Source organism: Bacillus sp. CGMCC 1.60114, from assembly GCF_042676365.1.
GTDB classification, from domain to species: Bacteria; Bacillota; Bacilli; order Bacillales; family Bacillaceae_G; genus Bacillus_A; species Bacillus_A rhizoplanae_A.
This window is the reverse complement of sequence record NZ_JBHTHG010000003.1, coordinates 1-17,150: the sequence shown is the minus strand read 5'-3', so window position 1 is coordinate 17,150 and position 17,150 is coordinate 1. Positions and strand designations below refer to the sequence as shown.

17 protein-coding genes and 1 rRNA gene are annotated in these 17,150 nt (G+C 38.8%); 12 read left to right on the top strand and 6 right to left on the bottom strand.

Annotated features, from left to right (window positions below):
• Window positions 1-415: 415 nt before the first annotated feature.
• The 4 genes from ACFQZ1_RS00190 (at window position 416) to ACFQZ1_RS00175 (ending at window position 4,400) form a co-directional block, all read left to right on the top strand.
• The gene (locus ACFQZ1_RS00190) at window positions 416-1,090 is read left to right on the top strand and encodes a response regulator transcription factor (RefSeq protein WP_377880089.1); all 675 of its coding nucleotides are present in this window, start codon (window positions 416-418) and stop codon (window positions 1,088-1,090) included.
• Entirely contained in the window at window positions 1,087-2,439 is a 1,353-nt protein-coding gene (locus tag ACFQZ1_RS00185; protein ID WP_377880088.1) for a HAMP domain-containing sensor histidine kinase, read from the top strand. The genes ACFQZ1_RS00190 and ACFQZ1_RS00185 overlap by 4 nt, the downstream gene beginning before the upstream one ends.
• A gap of 208 nt (window positions 2,440-2,647) precedes the next feature.
• Window positions 2,648-3,706 (top strand): hypothetical protein, encoded by a 1,059-nt coding sequence (locus tag ACFQZ1_RS00180; RefSeq protein WP_377880087.1) that lies wholly within the window; start codon window positions 2,648-2,650, stop codon window positions 3,704-3,706.
• Window positions 3,684-4,400, top strand: a complete 717-nt coding sequence (locus ACFQZ1_RS00175) for a DUF3995 domain-containing protein (RefSeq protein ID WP_377880086.1) — start codon at window positions 3,684-3,686, stop codon at window positions 4,398-4,400. Before ACFQZ1_RS00180 ends, ACFQZ1_RS00175 begins: the two co-directional genes overlap by 23 nt.
• Before the next feature lie 171 nt (window positions 4,401-4,571).
• On the opposite strand, the gene ACFQZ1_RS00170 is transcribed toward ACFQZ1_RS00175, so the two are convergent.
• Window positions 4,572-5,750: a MalY/PatB family protein gene (locus ACFQZ1_RS00170; RefSeq protein WP_377880085.1), complete on the bottom strand. Its 1,179-nt coding sequence runs from the start codon at window positions 5,748-5,750 to the stop codon at window positions 4,572-4,574.
• A 116-nt stretch (window positions 5,751-5,866) separates the two neighbouring features.
• Here ACFQZ1_RS00170 and ACFQZ1_RS00165 point away from each other — a divergent pair, with 116 nt between their 5' ends.
• On the top strand, window positions 5,867-6,118 hold the full coding sequence (locus tag ACFQZ1_RS00165; RefSeq protein ID WP_377880084.1) for a DUF1871 family protein: 252 nt from the start codon (window positions 5,867-5,869) through the stop codon (window positions 6,116-6,118).
• A gap of 220 nt (window positions 6,119-6,338) precedes the next feature.
• Here the strand turns inward: ACFQZ1_RS00165 and ACFQZ1_RS00160 are convergent, their stop codons facing one another.
• On the bottom strand, window positions 6,339-7,178 hold the full coding sequence (locus tag ACFQZ1_RS00160; protein ID WP_377880083.1) for an alpha/beta fold hydrolase: 840 nt from the start codon (window positions 7,176-7,178) through the stop codon (window positions 6,339-6,341).
• 174 nt (window positions 7,179-7,352) lie between these two features.
• Between ACFQZ1_RS00160 and ACFQZ1_RS00155 the strand changes: the two genes are divergently transcribed.
• Window positions 7,353-8,264 (top strand): AraC family transcriptional regulator, encoded by a 912-nt coding sequence (locus ACFQZ1_RS00155; RefSeq protein WP_377880082.1) that lies wholly within the window; start codon window positions 7,353-7,355, stop codon window positions 8,262-8,264.
• Between the two features lie 53 nt (window positions 8,265-8,317).
• Here the strand turns inward: ACFQZ1_RS00155 and ACFQZ1_RS00150 are convergent, their stop codons facing one another.
• Window positions 8,318-9,289, bottom strand: a complete 972-nt coding sequence (locus ACFQZ1_RS00150) for a 2-hydroxyacid dehydrogenase (RefSeq protein WP_377880081.1) — start codon at window positions 9,287-9,289, stop codon at window positions 8,318-8,320.
• 329 nt (window positions 9,290-9,618) lie between these two features.
• On the opposite strand from ACFQZ1_RS00150, the gene ACFQZ1_RS00145 reads away from it, so the two are divergent.
• The 3 genes from ACFQZ1_RS00145 to yugI all read left to right on the top strand — a co-directional run bounded on the left by ACFQZ1_RS00145 (window position 9,619) and on the right by yugI (window position 11,805).
• Complete coding sequence (locus ACFQZ1_RS00145; protein WP_377880080.1) at window positions 9,619-10,116, top strand: Lrp/AsnC family transcriptional regulator; 498 nt, start codon at window positions 9,619-9,621, stop codon at window positions 10,114-10,116.
• On the top strand, window positions 10,113-11,303 hold the full coding sequence (locus tag ACFQZ1_RS00140; RefSeq protein WP_377880079.1) for an aminotransferase: 1,191 nt from the start codon (window positions 10,113-10,115) through the stop codon (window positions 11,301-11,303). The genes ACFQZ1_RS00145 and ACFQZ1_RS00140 overlap by 4 nt, the downstream gene beginning before the upstream one ends.
• 157 nt (window positions 11,304-11,460) lie before the next feature.
• Window positions 11,461-11,805 (top strand): S1 domain-containing post-transcriptional regulator GSP13, encoded by a 345-nt coding sequence (gene yugI / locus ACFQZ1_RS00135; protein WP_377880078.1) that lies wholly within the window; start codon window positions 11,461-11,463, stop codon window positions 11,803-11,805.
• 222 nt (window positions 11,806-12,027) lie between these two features.
• On the opposite strand, the gene ACFQZ1_RS00130 is transcribed toward yugI, so the two are convergent.
• Window positions 12,028-12,261 carry a DUF378 domain-containing protein gene (locus ACFQZ1_RS00130; protein WP_377880077.1) on the bottom strand — a complete coding sequence of 78 codons (234 nt, stop codon included), beginning with the start codon at window positions 12,259-12,261 and terminating at the stop codon, window positions 12,028-12,030.
• A 281-nt stretch (window positions 12,262-12,542) separates the two neighbouring features.
• Between ACFQZ1_RS00130 and ACFQZ1_RS00125 the strand changes: the two genes are divergently transcribed.
• Complete coding sequence (locus ACFQZ1_RS00125) at window positions 12,543-13,895, top strand: glucose-6-phosphate isomerase (protein WP_377880075.1); 1,353 nt, start codon at window positions 12,543-12,545, stop codon at window positions 13,893-13,895.
• A gap of 459 nt (window positions 13,896-14,354) precedes the next feature.
• Complete coding sequence (locus tag ACFQZ1_RS00120) at window positions 14,355-14,765, top strand: YugN-like family protein (protein ID WP_377880073.1); 411 nt, start codon at window positions 14,355-14,357, stop codon at window positions 14,763-14,765.
• Here the strand turns inward: ACFQZ1_RS00120 and ACFQZ1_RS00115 are convergent.
• Together ACFQZ1_RS00115 and ACFQZ1_RS00110 are read right to left on the bottom strand one after the other, a co-directional pair.
• Window positions 14,755-15,750, bottom strand: a complete 996-nt coding sequence (locus ACFQZ1_RS00115; protein ID WP_377880072.1) for a potassium channel family protein — start codon at window positions 15,748-15,750, stop codon at window positions 14,755-14,757. The genes ACFQZ1_RS00120 and ACFQZ1_RS00115 overlap by 11 nt on opposite strands.
• Window positions 15,751-15,836: 86 nt before the next feature.
• Window positions 15,837-16,523, bottom strand: a complete 687-nt coding sequence (locus ACFQZ1_RS00110) for an MgtC/SapB family protein (protein ID WP_336482505.1) — start codon at window positions 16,521-16,523, stop codon at window positions 15,837-15,839.
• A 320-nt stretch (window positions 16,524-16,843) separates the two neighbouring features.
• Between ACFQZ1_RS00110 and ACFQZ1_RS00105 the strand changes: the two genes are divergently transcribed.
• A 16S ribosomal RNA gene (locus ACFQZ1_RS00105) occupies window positions 16,844-17,150 on the top strand; the annotation flags it as partial.

Sequence of the window (17,150 nt, the reverse complement as noted above, 5' to 3'; positions counted from 1 at the left end):
CCTTGGGCGCGGGCGTCCTGCGATTCTGGGCGAGCCGCTTCCACTTTTCTACAGAAGCTAGGTGGGGCATGAAGAAAACACCGCTGATGGAAGTTTCACTTTATCACCTGAAAATATTTGTTTTACTACTTGATACCTCAGTTTGTATTCATATAACCTATTAATATATAATATTTCCATTTTATCCCGAATTAACGGGCAGTAAGCCCCCCACCTCAAGATGGAAAGAGAAGTAAAGAAGCTAGGTGGGGGATAACTGCTCGTAAAAGCCCGATTGGTTCAACTAACCATTCGAAGGAAATGCATCTTCGAATGGAAGTTTCACTTTATCCCGAATTAACGGACAGTAAGACCCCCACTTCAATATTAAGAGAGAAACGAAGAAGCTAGGTGGGGGATAAAGAAAGGGGATTACATGAAAAGGAAGCTTCTATATATTGAGGACAATAAGGAAATTGGTGCTTGGGTATGTGAAGATTTATTCGAACGGGGCTATCAGGTAACTTGGATTACTTCAGGTGAAGGTGCCATTGAACATATGGCGGAAATCGATCTAGTAATCCTTGATATTATGCTTCCAGGATTGGATGGCTTTTCAGTTGGACAGCGATTGAAAAAGGAATTTCCAAAGACTCCTATTTTAATGCTATCCGCCAGATCATCGATTGATGATAAGTTGCAGGGGCTGCAGTTTGCAGATGATTATATGACAAAGCCTTTTCACCCCGATGAACTCGCGGCACGGGTGGAAGTGCTTCTCAGGCGGTTTGACAAGATATGCTCCCCGCTCATTGTACTATCACATCTCCGCATTTATTTGAATGAGAACCGCATTGTGGATTCCAGATCGAATAATGATGTCATACTTACGGCTAAGCAGTTTCAAATTTTCACCTATTTACTCCGTCATCCAAACCAGATCTTAACAAAAGAACAAATTTATGAGGCTGTATGGGGAAATCCATATATCGAAGGAGATAAAACCTTAATGGTACATATCCGCCATTTACGCGAAAAAATAGAGCAGGAGCCAAGTCGGCCACAAATAGTTGAAACCATTCGCGGTATTGGATATAGGGTGAAACAATGAAATTCCGACATTCGCTGTTAGTTAGGTATTTATTGATCATTACAGCTGCGCTCGTTTTATGGCCGTTTGTTTTACCTCTTTATTACTTGCCGAAATATACACTAGACAAGGAGATGCAACAAAAGGTCAAGTATATAGATACAAAAAAGTTGGAACAAATGTGGAATGATGAGGCGGCAAAGTTGGACGGGGCGCCACCGGATCAAGTGGACAAACAACTCCATTCGTTAAAAGAACGATATTCAATGGCGACAATGTTTTGGGTTGACGCCGCGGGAAAAACACAGCTCAAGCTTCCCGAAAAAAAGAGTATACCTGACCAATGGACGTTTCAGGAAAGCACTAAGTTTATGAAAAAAAATGTTGATAATGACCTGTTCACAATTATTGCTTTTATTGGCGGTGACCAGGGCCAAGGCTTTATGGTTTTTCAAGTTCCTCTTTTCGTTACACAACCACCTAGTTTCTCCTTCATTGATGATAAGTTTTTGCTAGTATATGGTGTGCTTGTCTTTGCAATTTTTTTAATTGCATCTTGGGTATTTTTCTCGAAAATTCGCAGGCGTCTCGTTCAACTACAAACCGCAATGGTCGAAGTCGATAAGGACGGCATTCCTCAGAAAATTCTCATTCGTAAAAAGGACGAAATCGCGCAACTAGGGTCGGCATTCAATCATATGATTGACGAGTTGAAAAGCAGTAGAAAACGTGAACTGGAGGAGGAAGCTCTTCGTAAACAATTGATTGCTAATATATCACACGATTTACGGACGCCGCTCACCACCATCCGTGGACATGCCTATTCATTGCAAAAGGAAACTTTATCTCCTAAAGGGAGAGAATCGCTTCATTTGATTGAAAGAAAGGTAGATGCTCTTAGCCAATTGCTCGAAAACCTTCTTTCCTACACGTTATTATCGGCGGGAAAATATACTTTGCAACAGAAGAAGACAGATATTATCCGATTAACCCGGACTTCCGCTGCAGGGTGGTTTCCTGTATTTGAAAAGGAAGGATTTGAAGTAGAAGTTCATTTGGCAGAAAAAGCTTTAATGTGGAATGTTGATCCGCACTGGTTTACCCGTATATTAGATAATCTATTCCAGAACGTTGTTAGACACGCAAAAGCTGGACGGTATGTTGGCGTAAGTTTGGAAGAGTTAGATGGAAGAACTGCTATTGTTATTGAGGACAAAGGACCTGGGATGGATAGCGTCTCCAATGAAAAAGGAGCTGGGATCGGCTTATCAATTGTTTCATTGATGCTCCAAGAAATGAATCTTGAATGGAAAATAACAAGTTCGACGAACGGCACTCGCATTTATCTATATGAAAAAGTTGAAATGTAAACGAAATAAGCACTGGGCATGCATTAGCTCGTCTGGCAAAAGTTAAACAAAATTTAAACTAGACCCCACCATCATTTTAATCTTCGCTGATTAGAATGATGGTGGGGTTAAATTTTGAAACATAAATAAATACCAATACCCTATCTGGATGGTTCCTTAGCTTCAGGTCGTAGGTGTTTACAATAGTAAAGAAAAGAGGATGATTTCAATGGAGACTTCATCACCCATAATTGAAGAAAAGATTAGAAAAGGTTTTACACGATGGCCCTTATGGATTGGATATGGCGCTGTGGGATGGTCACTGCTCTACGGGGCTGTACAGCTCTATTGGTTACTTGGAGGGGCGGGGTATCCCTTCAAACGTGGTGAAATGGATTTGTTTGCGGCTATGGTTACTTATCTTCCATCCAAAGCCTGTGGCCTCATTTTTGTTATTCTTTGTTTACTAGGAATAGTGATTGGTGTAGCTATGCAAAAAACATGGAGAAATGTTTTTCCTCGGTGGCTAATCCTTACTTTTGCTTGGGGTTTTGCCGCTGCCCTGCTCCTTTTTGTTCCTGATATTAGTCTAATCGAGGTCATGGCTTATGCCTTTTTATTTAAGTTTGCTTTTAACTGGATTATGTTCAATCAAATTATTTGTATTATAGGTGCTCTGCTTTGGATCATGACTGCTGTTGCATATCAACGTAGGACCCGTGATGCTTGTGAATATTGCGGGCGGATAGAGAACGGAAATACATTTTTAGTGGTACGCTGGGGGAGATGGCTAACCATTATCGCGGCTCTCGCACCTATTCCTTATGCCCTCACACGTTTTGCGTGGGCACTTAATATGGACCCGCAATTCCTACACGATTTTTTAAAAGTCAATCCCATGGCACAGATAACAGCATGGGTATTTGGATTTGTTTGCGTAGGCGGAGGGATTCTTACACTTGGCTTGATTCAAAAATGGGGTGAAATATTTCCCCGTTGGTTTCCGTTCATTGGCGGTAAAAGAGTCCCCATCATGCTCGCAGTGGTTCCAGCTTCTATTGTAGCCATTGCTGTAACTGCAGCCGGATTTGTCTTTACCTTTTGTTTTTTTGCCGTGACATTTCACATTATGCCAGTCGACAACATCCTCCTCAGTCAGATAGGGTGGACGATTGGACCAATGCTTTTCTGGGTGCCATGGGGAGTAGCACTTGGTCTTGCTGCCATTGCTTACTATTATCGTCGGCGTGGTAAGTGTACGCATTGTGGGAGAGACGATCAAAATTGAAGCAGAAAAAAAGAGTTGCATGAATAGGAACAAAATAACGAATAATGGGGAATCTTCCATGCAAATATTAAATGCTTTTGAACGCTTTACAAAGAAAGCGGTATGGCCTGGTTACGTTGGTTGCCTATCGGCATTTATGTATGCAGTTTTTGTTCGATTTTATGAAGCGGCAGGGGGAAATATAGGCCTTTCGGGCCAACTTAATGACCCTAAATCATTTTACATGGCAAGTTACATCGCTGGTGTCATCATCATGTTATGTGGATTTGCCTTGCTTACACTTATCAAACCATGGGGAAAGGTTGTTCCGAAATGGGTGCCGTTGATTGGAGGCAGAAAGATCCATCGTCTTATTTTATTAATTCCTACTCTTATCGGAACTGCCTTTTTAATTGCTCATGGAGTCAGTGGCATGATTACAAAAGCTATGCTTTTGGCAGGTGTCATTACAATTAACTTCCCTGGCTGGACTGTAGTCGATGTCCATAGCTTAGCTATATGGGATCTCTTGTTTTACGAACCGTGGTTTGTCATTATGGGTATTTTGGCTGGTTTGACTGCTTCCCATTATGCGCAAGCTTCTGGTGTTCCACTTTCTGCATTCAGACGCTGTACGTTCATTTATTTGAGTTTGGTTTTTCTCCTTACTGCGCTTTTTGTGCTCGCTATAATTTTTGACTTCGGAAAATTTTAATTACCGCTACTGCGTCGGATCTTATATGAATCTATCACCATATAGATCCTGGTTTGGCGCAGCAACGGATTTTTATCATATCTGGCGAGAAGACCCCCATCTCAAGCGCAAAGCGGTAGGTGGGGGTAGTTCAATCAAAGAATATTGGAGTGTATAATAACCAGGCTTAAGTCACATAGATAGCTCTTCCTTGGAAGTACAGGAAAATGCGCATTGTAGGCGGCGGAGCGCATCTTCTAATACAGGGCGTGGACAGCCGATATTTAAACGAATGTGTTGCTCGCCGCCAGCACCAAATTTTTCACCGGGTTCTACAATGATTTTTCCTTTTTTCTCTAATAATTCCATTCGCTCATTTTGAGTCAGCCCAAGTTTAGAACAATCAATCCAAAGTAAGAATGTACCATCAGGCTGAATGACGGATAGTTTCGGAATATGCTGTTTAATAAAGTCACATGCAAATCGTGCATTCTCTTCTATATAAGCTAACAGATCTGCCAGCCATTCATTGCATTCTGTGTATGCACTTTGCATTGCTGTATAAGCAAATGTGCTTAAGCCATGAAATCCTTGGCGATGCTGCACAGCGGTAAAGGCATCTCGCAGCTTTTCATTTGGAATAATAATAACCGATGCTTGCAGTCCAGCGATATTAAACGTTTTACTTGGAGCGATGCATGTAACAGTTCGCTCTGCTAAGTTTGCTGATAAAGAGGCAAGAGGTATATGTTTACGGCCATTGAAGATAATATCGGCATGAATTTCGTCTGCGATGACAGTTACATCATATATTTCGCAGAGCGCGCCGAGTTTTGTTAACTCTTCTGCTGTCCATACACGTCCAATTGGATTGTGAGGACTGCACAGAAACATCAGTTTTACACCTTGCTGAAATTGTTTCTCTAACTGTTCAAAATCCATTTTGTAAACACCGTTTTCTAGTCGTAGTGGATTGGTCAGCACTTGGCGCCCATTCGTTTTTACCATTTCGAAAAATGGTGGATATACAGGTGGCTGTACAAGCACTGAATCTTGCTTTTCAGTAAAAGCTTGTACAGAAACACTAAGTGCAGGAACGATGCCGGCGCTAAAGACAAGCCATTCTTTTTCAATGACCCAATTGTATTGTGTTTTTACCCAATGACAAATTGCTTCTTTTACTTGTTCACTGGAAGTGTTATAACCGAAAATAGGGTGTTGTAAACGGTTTTTTAAGGCATCTTGAATTGGTGAGGGAACAGGGAAGTCCATGTCTGCAATCCAGGCATGAAGAAGTTCCTCGTTTTTATGTGTATCCCATTTAACGGAGTCTGTCCCACGGCGATTTATCATTTCGTTAAAGTTCCCCATATCTGTTACTCCTTTCAATAATAACTCAAAAATACTGAATGTTCTTCCATTTCTTCTAGCATAGCTGATATGATACGATAAAGAAAAGTGGAAAATAAGAAAAAGGCGGGAAATACATGGGGACATATGAGAAGATGGTAGACTTTGTGAAGAATTGGGATCCGTTTCAAATGGGACCGGAATTTTATGAAACAGAAGCAAGTGACATCGTCTACATTGTAAGTACATTTGATGATGCGAAATATATTGCAAAGAAAATACAACACATTTATGTACTATCATTTGAAAAAACATTGCCTATTGAAAAGTGTCAATGGTTAGCAGAACAATTGTTATTATTAAAAGATGGCGGAAGCTGTAAGCTATAAAGTGAAACTTCCTTTTGGCGTGTTCTTCTCCAAAAGGTTAGTTGAACCAACTGGGTACTTACGGACGCTTGTTCCGTGAGAATGATCTTAATTATAGTGTTTGTAAGTAGCGGAAGAAAGAGGGTGACATCCAGAAGTTCATTGAAGTTAGACTTTTGGTATCAGCCTCTTTTTTTATCCTGCTATTTTTGGGTTTACTGCTGGTATGTGCCAGGTATGTTCAATTTGCTAAGAAGGTCATAATTTCTTCATATACGTGTTCCGGCTTTTCTTCTGGTAATAGATGTCCTGTGTTTTCATAAGAGATAAATTGTGAATGCTGCAGATCATTGTGCAATCGGTGTCCAACTGCAATAGGAACAACACGATCTTTTTCTCCCCAAATGAGCAAAGTGGGTGTCTTAATTTGTTGTAGCTCGTTTGATGTTAAGTCTCCTTCGCGATCTCGAATCATGCGAGTTAGTGCTGGAAAGATACGATTATCATAAAAAGGTGCTGCATAGCCTTGCATCATTTCATCATCGATTAAAGAATGATCATGAACAACATTCATTAAATTATGGATGATGCCTCGTCGTATAATCCAATTTTTTACGTATAAATGAAAGAACGGTAAATAAGAAGTGTAGATAAGCGGCAAATTTGCTCGCGATAAATAGCTTGAACTGCATAAAAGAACGGTTTTTTGAATTAAATCAGGACGTAATCTGTTTACAAATAATGCAATTTGTCCACCCATCGAATGTCCTACTAAAATAACGTTTTTTGTCTGTAAATGTTCTATGAGTTCAATAACAATTGTTGCGAGGTTCTTATAGGAATATGTGAAATGATACGATTTATCGCTTTTTCCAAATGGCGGTAAGTCTAGAGCGATAACATCCCCTTGCTGAGCGAGCAGTGGGATGAGACGCCGATAGCTAAAGGTTGAAGAGAGAAAACCGTGAATTAAGACAAAGGTTGGCTTTTTTTCTGTGTTGAAAGACTGGTAAAGCTCATAATGAATTGTTACCCCTCTTGTAGAAAAGGTGAAGTGAGGGAGTTGAACTTCGTTTTCCATCTTCATCACTCCGTTATTTTTTGTTCATATGATTTCCTTTTTTGGCGGGAATTATCCCGAGTAAGAAGGGGAGATAAAATAAACTGTAGGGATCCAATTGCCGAAAATCGGCCGGAATTTTTGGAGGGAAATTAAAAGTTTTCATTAACGAAGGATAAAGATAGGAGAGTTTACATGAACCATGATTATCAAGCTCGAATGGAAACCGTAATAAGATATATTGAAGACAACTATAGCGAAAAACTTGATCTTGATTCATTAGCTCAAGTATCCCATTTTTCCAAGTATCATTTTAGTTGTATTTTTAAATCTATTATGGGTGAAACTCCTATGTCTTTTGTAAATAAAAAACGTCTTCAAAAATCAGTATACTATTTAACGGAAACGAACAAATCGATATTAGAGATATGGAATCTTTGTGGTTTTGAATCAGCTTCAACATTTAATGCACTATTTAAAAAACACTTTCATATCGCTCCTACTGATGTTAGGAAAAACAATTTTCATAATAGCAATTTTTCATTACATATAAGCAAGAAACAAGAAGAGATGTCCAATTCTCTTTGTTACGCTAATCATAGTAACAATAACTTTTTAAGGAGGATATGGACAATGAATATTAAGATTAAGGAATTACCTGACTATGAAGTAGCATATGTCAGACATGTGGGGAGTTATTTAGAAACTTTTCATGCATGGAGTAAATTAGGAGAATGGACGAATAAACATGAAATTGACCAAAGTCAATATTCGATTGGAATTTCATTGGATGATCCTAATTTTGTTAATGAATATGCTTGTCGTTATGATGCGTGCGTAACAATACCGAAAGATTTTAATAAAGAAAAGAATGATGACATACAATATAAAACTTTGAAAGGCGGTACTTACGCTTTGTATCAGTTTTATGATACGATCGATAAATTTGCCATTGCTTATCAAGTTGTTTTTGGACAATGGCTGCCGAATAGTGAGTATGATGCGGATGATAAACCGTGCCTTGAATTTTGTATGAATAACCCGGCAACTGATTCAGAAGGGAAAGCAAAAGTGGATTTATACATACCGATTAAAGTACGGGTATGAATGAGAAAGCGCCTGTTTTGAAAAAACAGGCGCTTCTCTATTTCAAAAATCAATTATGATTTTAGTTCATTCACAACGTTCGGCGGTGTATCGCCTTGCAACCCGGTTACTAAGTTCTTTGCTGCTGTCATTGCCATCGTTTGTCTCGTTTTTAATGTTGCGGAACCGATGTGAGGGAGCGTAACGACATTTTGCAGAGATAACAACGGGTTATCTTTTTCAATTGGTTCTTGTGTAAATGTATCAATACCTGCTGCAAAAATTTTCTTTTGCTGCAACGCTTCAATTAATGCCGCTTCATCTACTGTTTTCCCGCGGGATGCATTAATAAAAACAGCTGTTTCTTTCATAAGATCAAATTCTTTTTCCCCAATTAAATGATATGTTTCTTCTGTTAGTGGTGTAAGTAGAACGATAAAATCTGCTTTTTGCAGTAACGTTTCTAATTCACAATATGTTGCACCGAGCTCTCGTTCCGCTTGTTCTTTACGGCTTCGATTGTAGTACAAAACGTCCATATCAAATCCGAATTTCGCGCGTTTCGCAACAACTTCTCCGATGCGGCCCATGCCGATGATTCCAATCGTTTGATGGTGAACGTCTAAGCCGAAATGCTCTTTACTAATTTCTGCATTCCATTTTCCAGATTTCACGTAACGATCAAGTTCGCAAACACGGCGAGAGGCAGATAGCATTAATGCAAACACAAGATCAGCAACAGTATCATCTAACACGTATGGTGTATTTGTTCCGATTATGTTTCTTTTTTTCATAGCTTCGATATCGAAGTTGTCATAGCCGACTGAAATATTGCTCACTACCTTCAACTGCGGAGCTGCTTGAAGTAATTCTTCATCAATGATTGCCCCGAAATTTAATAGTCCATGTATATCTTTTACTTTTTCTAATAGTACATGGCGTGGAATTTTTTCGCTTTCATTCCATGCTTCGTATTCATAATGTTCAGCTATATATTCTTCAACAAAGGCGGGAACTTGTTCTGCAATGTATACTCTTTGTTTCATGCTTTTATCCCCTTTCTATATTATCCCGCTACTCACTACTTTTGGACAGTAAGAGACTGATTGGGCGTGTCTTCCATCAGTCGGGAATAAAGAAAAAAACCACTAATAGAAGTTTCACTTTATCCCGCTCTAACGGACGCTATTTCTTAAAGCCTTTTCGTGGAAGGAGCGTCCGTAAGAGCCCGATTGGTTCAACTAGCCTTTTGGAGAAGAACGCTCCAAAAGGAAGTTTCACTTTATTGTTACATAATTCTCTGAAAAAATCTTCTTTTCAAATAGGAAAAGAAGTCTGTATAATTTAGAAAATATACAAAAAGGGAAGGGCAAATATGATGACAGAAAAAGAATTAGAATTGTTAGCTTGTCTTGAAAAGAATAGCCGATTATCTGAAGAAACATTAGCCAAAATGTTAAACATAGATATAGAAGAAGTAATCGCGATCCTTGAAAAATTGGAAAAAGAAAAAGTGATTGTAGATTATGTTACGCTGATTGATTGGACAAAAGTAAAAGAGCATACAGGTTTAACAGCAATGATTGATGTGAAAGTTACACCGAAGCATGGCGTTGGATTTGACGCAGTAGCGGAGCAAATTTACCGATATCCAGAGGTGAAGTCGGTTTATTTAATGTCAGGTACGTATGACCTTTCCATTACCGTAGAAGGAAAAGGGATGGGGGAAGTGGCGACATTTGTAGCAGAAAAGTTAGCGACAATTGAATCTGTCGTATCAACAACAACGCATTTTATTTTGAAAAAGTATAAACATGATGGAATTATATATGAAAACAAAGATGATGATAAGCGAATTGTGGTGACACCATGAGTAAATTTGAATTATCGAAAGTTGCACAATCTTTACAACCGTCCGGTATTCGTAAGTTCTTTGATTTAGCGGCCGGCATGAAAGGAGTTATTTCGCTAGGTGTTGGAGAGCCTGACTTTGTAACGCCTTGGAATGTAAGACAAGCTTGCATTCGTTCATTAGAAGAAGGGTATACGGCATATACGGCGAATGCTGGATTATTAGAGCTTCGCGAAGAAATTGCGAAATATTTAGAAAAACAATTTGCAGTATCTTATGACCCGAAAGAAGAAATTATTGTAACGGTTGGAGCAAGCCAGGCGTTGGATGTTGCGATGCGTGCAATTGTAAATCCTGGTGATGAAGTTATTATTATTGAACCGAGCTTTGTATCATATGCACCGCTTGTTACGCTAGCTGGTGGGGTACCTGTACCTGTTTCTACATCTCCAACCGACGAATTTAAAGTGCAGCCGGAGCAGATTGAAGCTGCAATTACAGCGAAAACGAAGGCGGTTGTATTATGTTCGCCAAACAATCCGACAGGAACGCTCTTAAATAAGGAAGAGTTAGAAAAACTTGCGGTCATTATAGAGAAATACAATTTAATCGTACTATCTGATGAGATTTATGCAGAGCTTGTCTATGATGAGACATATACAAGCTTTGCGAGTGTGAAACATATGCGTGATCATACAATTTTAATCTCTGGTTTTTCAAAAGGATTTGCGATGACAGGCTGGCGCCTAGGTTTGATTGCAGCTCCTCAACATTTTTCGGAATTGATGTTGAAGATTCATCAATATTCTATGATGTGTGCCCCGACGATGTCGCAATTTGCAGCACTAGAAGCACTTCGCTCTGGAGAACAAGAAGTTGTTCGAATGCGTGAGAGCTATAAACAACGTCGAAACTTTATGACGACTTCTCTTAATGAAATGGGATTAGAGTGTCATATGCCAGGCGGAGCATTCTATGTATTTCCTTCCATTCGTTCAACGGGGTTATCTTCGGCGGAGTTTGCTGAACGTTTATTATTATCGGAAAAAGTCGCTGTTGTACCTGGAAGTGTGTTTGGGGAGAGCGGTGAAGGATTTATTCGCTGTTCGTACGCAACATCACTTGAACAGCTTATGGAAGCGATGAAACGTATGAAACGCTTTATAAAGAATGAAAAAAGGACAAAACATAATACGTTTTGTCCATAAAAGGGGGGGAATACTAGAAAGCCATGTGTTAGTATTTTATCCTGATATTTGAAGATTTATACATGTTAAAGGAAATTTTTTCATGAATTTTGAATGAAATGCTAGTAAGTGGTATAATTTACTAATACAATAGGTAAAACATATGGGAGTGTTTCTTATGTCAGACAAATATACAACAGGAGTGGTTGTTAGGGGAAAAGTGACAGGAATTCAAGATTACGGTGCATTTGTTGCATTAGATGAAGAAACGCAAGGTCTTGTGCATATATCTGAAATTACAAATGGATATGTGAAGGATATTCATGATTTTTTAAAAGTTGGAGATGAAGTAGAAGTAAAGGTGCTTTCAGTTAATAAAGAGAACGGGAAAATGAGTTTATCATTGAAGGCTGCCAAACGTAAACAAGGAAAAGTGCGTATACCGAATCCGTCTGCAAATGGATTTAACACACTACGAGAAAAATTAAAAGAGTGGATTGAAGAATCTCAGATTACAAAATAAAAGCAGGGAGCATAGCTCCCTGCTTTTATTTTTTGTTCACCAAGTAGTCGGTGAATGTAATACATTATGATATAAAATAATCAAACGTTTCTTTTGCTGCATTTTAATCAGTATAAAAAAACGTCCGTATGTCGGAAGTTAGTAAAGCATCATGCATCTTCACCTGTTTGCAAACAAGTAAAGATGCATGTTTTATAGTATCATTTTAGAATGCTATTCGCTTTATCGTACTTCACGTGCTTCTGGGTGTGTTCCAAGTTCTTCAGAAGGTTTAAATAATAAACCAAGGTTAATTAAACCTGCAATACCTACAATACCGTAGATGATTCGAGCAAGTGCTGTATCTTGCCCTCCGAAGATAGCTGCTACTAAATCGAATTGAAAGAAGCCAATGAGTCCCCAGTTTACTGCTCCGATAATCGTAAATACTAAAGCAATGCGTTGTAATGTACTCATTTTAAGCAGTCCCTCCTTAAATGATGAAGCAAAAACGAGATATATTCACTCGTTTAATGAAGCTTCCTTTATAGAATGGATACCTTTTGTTGTTCTTATACCAAAAAAATTTAAATTTATTATTGTATACTTGTCTATACCATCAGGAACGGAAGTTATGGCGATTTTGTAAAAAAAACAAATTGGCTACGCTTACAATTTGTAGTTCGCTTGATTTACAACTGTGGTTTCGCTAAAGTGAAGACAGAAATACATATACATATTGTATTGGAGGGAAAAAGATGAGCACACATGTAACGTTTGACTATTCAAAGGCGTTATCGTTCATCAGTGAACAAGAATTAACATATTTACGTGATGCAGTAAAAGTATCACACCATGCACTTCATGAAAAAACAGGAGCAGGAAATGACTTCTTAGGTTGGGTAGAACTTCCGCTTGCATACGATAAAGAGGAATTTTCTCGCATTCAAAAAAGCGCTGAGAAAATTAAAAATGACTCTGACATTTTACTTGTTATTGGGATTGGTGGTTCTTATTTAGGTGCGCGAGCAGCAATTGAAATGTTAAACCATTCTTTCTACAATACGCTGTCTAAAGAACAACGCAAAACTCCACAAGTGCTATTTGTTGGACAAAACATTAGCTCGACTTATATGAAAGATTTAATGGATGTATTAGAAGGTAAGGACTTCTCTATTAACGTTATTTCCAAATCAGGTACAACAACAGAGCCTGCAATTGCATTCCGCATTTTCCGTAAGCTATTAGAAGAGAAATACGGAAAAGAAGAAGCACGTAAACGTATTTATGCAACGACAGATAAAGCGCGCGGAGCTTTAAAAACATTAGCTAACGAAGAAGGATACGAAACATTCGTGATTCCAGATGATGTTGGTGGCCGTTTCTCTGTATTAACACCAGTTGGTTTATTACCGATTGCAGTAAGTGGTTTAAATATTGAAGAAATGATGCAAGGGGCAGCTGTAGCTCGTGATGATTTTGCTAAATCAGAGCTTGAAGAAAATCCAGCTTATCAATATGCAGTTGTACGTAATGCACTATACAATAAAGGTAAAACAATTGAAATGCTTGTTAACTACGAACCAGCACTTCAATATTTTGCTGAATGGTGGAAACAATTATTTGGTGAGAGTGAAGGAAAAGATCAAAAAGGTATTTTCCCATCTTCTGCAAACTTCTCAACTGATCTGCACTCTTTAGGTCAGTACATTCAAGAAGGACGCCGTGACCTATTTGAAACAGTTCTAAAAGTAGGAAAATCTACACATGAACTAAAAATTGAATTAGATGAGAACGACTTAGATGGATTAAACTACCTTGCTGGTGAAACAGTGGACTTCGTTAATACAAAAGCATACGAAGGAACATTGCTTGCACATAGCGATGGCGGTGTACCAAACTTAATCGTAAATATTCCTGAACTAAATGAGTATACATTCGGTTATCTTGTATACTTCTTCGAGAAAGCATGTGCGATGAGCGGCTACTTATTAGGCGTAAATCCATTTGACCAACCAGGCGTAGAAGCATATAAGAAAAACATGTTTGCTCTACTTGGAAAACCAGGATTCGAAGAACTAAAAGCAGAGCTGGAAGAACGCTTGAAATAGGGAAAGCGGAAATGGCTCGTTCAGAATGGGAGGGGGATGGAGCTTCTGACATAGAGGCGCTCTTTGCCTCGGTGGAAGAAGCGAAGCCACCGACCATTCTAGCTATTGAAGCTGGATAGTAGAAAAGCGGAGCCGACTGTTTAGGCCGGTGGAGCTAGACAATAAGAAAAGCTGTTGGGATCATCCCAACAGCTTTTTTTTGATGAATGTGTGTCGAATGGTGTTGCAAGGTCTTTGTATCTCGCTATTCACGGGTAGTAATCCCCCCCACCTCAAGATGCAGAGAGAAACGAAGGAGATAGGTGGGGCAACTGCCCGTAAAAGTCCGATTGGTTGGGCTTTCCATCAGTGGGGATGAAGAAAACCCCACTGATGGAAATTTCACTTGATCATATCGAAGCACCGATATATGGAGCGCGAAATGGGTATGCTAAAAAAAATCTAGAAAGGATGATACATTTGATTGGGATTCATTCAAAGTTAGAAGGACAAACATTCGCTCTTTTCCAGTTAGAAGAAATATTAAAGCCGCTCGGTTATACAATCGGCGGGAATTGGGATTATGAGAAAGGATGTTTCGATTATAAAATAGATGAAGAGGAAGGGTATCAATTTTTACGATTACCGTTTACAGCTGTTGAAGGAGAGCTCGATGTAAATGGAGTTATCGTTCGTCTTGATACACCGTACCTCCTGTCGCATGTGTATCAAGACGAACTAGATGATGAGGTGAATACATTTACATCAGGGGTAACGTCTTTTGATCAATTTGCAGAACCGAAAGATCCAGATGGAGACATTCAAGCAAAATATATTGATATTGGGAAAGCTTTAGTTCGGGAATTGGAAGGATACTTGCTTAATGTTTAATTACAATCAGTAAATCATTTTTTTTCAGAGTAAATGAATGGTTAGGATTTATATGATAGTGTCCATCACGTTGTAGGCCGAGTAAGAGTATGTTTTGTTTTAATAAAGCACAGTTACAATATTCGAATGTTTCACCATCATATTGCTCGGGAATATTCAGGAGTTGTAATTTATTTGCAGTAATTTCATTGTAAATTGTAAACAGCACTTCTGAAATTGAAGGGAATAATAAAGAAGCGGCAAACACATAACTTGTTAATTTATTTCCTTCGATAATTTCTGTTGCACCTGCTCGTTTGGCGTTATGGATTTGGTCGGAAGTTAGCATTTCGACGATACAATAAATAGTTGGGTTTAACCCTTTCGCTGTTAAAATGGTTAGGATAGATTGTGTATCAGCGGAACTCTCGCTTTTTTCTTTATCAGCTGTAATTAAAATTGTATGTGCAGTACGAATATTTGCTTTGAGTAAAATATGATCATGATGAGGGCAGCCTCTAATAAATTGTAAATGATGAAATGACTTTGGGAGTAGAGGAAGCGTTTCATCTATAAGAACAATATCAAGATTTGGTTGTAATACGTGTAGTTGACTTACTACATGCTTCACACGTTCGTTCCAACCGACAACAATCATATGTTTATGACAAGAGGCAGCCTCTTCACCTTTTATTTTCATATATTGTTTACTGATCATTTCTGTAGCAAATGAGACCATATAATAAGAACCGAATCCGGTTCCTAACAAAATGAGAATAATTGCGAGGATTCTTCCTTGTACACTATGAGGAACGTAATCGCCGTATCCAACAGTGAATGTCGTAACAAGTGCCCACCATATACCATCAAACCATGTTTGAAAGTGAACGGGTTCTAATTTGTATATGAGAAATCCAAAGAATAGAATGAATAAACCAATTAAGGTGACCAATCGCAAAATGATAGAGTTGCGAAATGTGTCTAAAATACTACTTCTTGCATTCAATGTCTGCAGCTCCTCCCAAATCAATATGGTTATAGTGTTACCATTATAAAAAGAAGAAAAACCCCCTCATAGGAATGAGGGAGTCTTCACATGCTTTCCACTTCTGCTTGTCGTACACTTTCAAGGTGCTGAATGGCATAGTACACATCAGCTGTATGCATTTTTTGATCAACAGATATTTTCATTTGGAGAAAATGAGCCTCATTTTCTAACGTTTTGAGTTTCATGTTTTTAACTTTTATATCCATTTTTTTGATGTCTTCTATAACTGTAGGGATGCTTTCCATACTATTCACAACGAGTTTTACAGCAATCTCGCGTTGACGAAGTGACTTTGGTCCTAAAATACTCATTGCCAAAGGAATAAGTTCTACACTAACCATAAGAAAGCACATACCAAAGATTGCTTCTAGATAAAAACCAGCTCCGACTGCGATGCCAATTCCAGATGCTCCCCATATCATTGCAGCAGTGGTAAGGCCTGCGATGCTATCGTTACCTCTTCGTAAAATAACACCTGCTCCCAAAAAACCGATTCCTGATACAACTTGAGCTGCTAAGCGGAGAGGATCCATGCCGATTCTGTTTGAGGTGGAACTTGGTAAGTTATAAGCAGCCTCAATTGAGACAATAGTAAGTAAACAACTAATAATAGAAATAACTAAGCAAGTTTTGAGACCTAGTGGTTTCCGTTTTAATTCCCGTTCTAAACCAATCGCAAATCCTAAAACGGCAGAGAGGCCTAACTTAAGTAATAAATCAAAGTGTTCCATTTGTATCCCTCCCTGTAAATTGTCGTAACAGACAAGTTTATATTTTATGTATATGGTACAAGTAAGGAAAGTTGGACAGTTTTTATAAAAAAAAATTAAAAAGGGTGTTGCATTCCGATTTTCAACATGCTATATTAATAAACGTCGCTGATGCACGAAAGCAGAAAGCGAAAAAAAGAAATAAAAAACAATGTTGACATTGAAAAACAGAGATGTTAACATAAGGAAGTCGCAATTAAGTGGCAGACAAGTTCTTTGAAAACTGAACGAAACAAACAACGTGAAACGTCAATTTTTATTTATGATGCTAGACAAACACTTTATTGGAGAGTTTGATCCTGGCTCAGGATGAACGCTGGCGGCGTGCCTAATACATGCAAGTCGAGCGAACCGATTAAGAGCTTGCTCTTAAGAAGTTAGCGGCGGACGGGTGAGTAACACGTAGGTAACCTGCCTATAAGACTGGGATAACTCCGGGAAACCGGGGCTAATACCGGATAACATTTTGCACCACATGGTGCGGAATTGAAAGGCGGCTTCGGCTGTCACTTATAGATGGACCTGCGGCGCATTAGCTAGTTGGTGAGGTAACGGCTCACCAAGGCGACGATGCGTAGCCGACCTGAG